Annotated in this window: 1 protein-coding gene; it reads right to left on the reverse strand. The window is 74.9% G+C overall.

Annotation, left to right across the window (positions count from 1 at the left end):
- Positions 1–139: 139 nt before the first annotated feature.
- Positions 140–1,306 (reverse strand): uroporphyrinogen-III synthase, encoded by a 1,167-nt coding sequence (locus ACFXB5_RS26290; protein WP_385212075.1) that lies wholly within the window; start codon positions 1,304–1,306, stop codon positions 140–142.
- Positions 1,307–1,493: the final 187 nt, after the last annotated feature.

Consider the following 1,493-nt stretch of genomic DNA (forward strand, 5'->3'; position numbering starts at 1 on the left):
GCCTGTCCCCCGTAACCCCTCAGGACCAGGCCCCGGGCAAACGCCCGGCGAACCCTTGTTCCAGCCCCTCCGGCGCTTGAGGAGCGGGGCCCGGGGCGGAGCCCCGGCGGGGTCCGGGGCGGAGCCCCGACAACAACGCCTACACGCCCCCATACTTCGTGTCGGCCGACGGATCGAGCGCCAGCCGATACCCCCGCTTGACCACCGTCTGAATCAGCTTCGGCGAGCCGAGAGCCGTCCGCAGCCGAGCCATCGCCGTCTCCACGGCATGCTCATCACGCCCAGCCCCCGGCAACGACCGCAAAAGCTCCGACCGCGCCACGACCCAGCCGGGCCGGCGGGCCAGGGCCCGCAGCAACGCCATCCCGGCGGGCGGCACCGTACGCAGCTCCCCGTCCACGACCACCGCGTGGCCACGGATCTCCAGCCGCCGCCCGGCGACCGGCAACGGCCGCACCCGCCCGGGAAGTTCCGCGGTCAGCAGCTGCACCAGCGGCCCGAGCCGGAACCGTTCGGGCTGGGAGGTGGGAATGTCGTGGGCCTCCAGCGGCAGCGCGGTGACCGGCCCGACACACGCGGGCAGCACATTATGGCGGAGCGCGTCCACCAGCTCCTCGCGCATCCCGCGCCGCTCCGCCCGGTCCAGCAGGCTCGCGGCGGCGGGCGCGCTGGTGAAGGTGACGGCGTCCAGGGCGCGGGCCACCGTCGCGTCCAGCAGCCGGTCCACGGGCCCGATGTCCTCCGGTGGCATCCAGCGGTACACCGGCACCCCGACCACCTCCGCTCCCCCGGCCCGCAGCGACTCGACGAAGCCGGGCAGTGGCTCGCCGTGCAGCTGGACGGCGATGCGGTGCCCCTCGACGCCCTCCTCCAGCAGCCGCTCGAGCACCTCGGCCATCGACTCGGAGGCCGGGTACCACTCCTCGGTGAGCCCGGCGGCGCGGATCGCCCCGCGCACCTTGGGCCCGCGGGCCAGCAGCCGCACCTCGCGCAGCCGGTCGAGCAGGGCGTCGCCCAGGCCCCAGCCGTCGGCGGCCTCGACCCAGCCGCGGAAGCCGATGGCGGTGGTGGCGACCACGACGTCGGGCGCGCTGTCGATCAATTGCTTGGTGGCGGCGAGGAGTTCGGAGTCGTCGGACAGCGGCACGATCCGCAGCGCGGGCGCGTACATCACCTCCGCGCCGCGGCGCCGCAGCAGGGCGCCGAGCTCATCCGCGCGGCGCGCGGCGGTGACTCCCACGGTGAATCCGGCGAGAGGGCCGACGGGCGTCTCGTCACCCGCGGCTCCGGTCTGTTCTCGGTGCATGGCTCTCGTCCCGATCTCCCGATCTCCCGATTCACTCGTGTATGGGTGCCTTCGGTTCCGCATCCTGTCGCCGTCCCGTGTCGGTGGCGGTTCACGGAGGTTTCCCAGGCGTAACGGAGCGGAGGGCCGGGGGGGTGCCCCGCCGCCCCGGCGCGCCCCCCCGGCGGCGGCACCCCCCCACACCCCG

Origin of the sequence: Streptomyces sp. NPDC059455, from assembly GCF_042750115.1 — a bacterium.
Lineage (GTDB): Bacteria > Actinomycetota > Actinomycetes > Streptomycetales > Streptomycetaceae > Streptomyces > Streptomyces endocoffeicus.

What these genes read in the sequence shown, in the direction of transcription:
- ACFXB5_RS26290 (WP_385212075.1), bottom strand. Translation starts at nt 1,306, where the DNA reads ATGCACCGAGAACAGACCGGAGCCGCGGGTGACGAGACGCCCGTCGGC.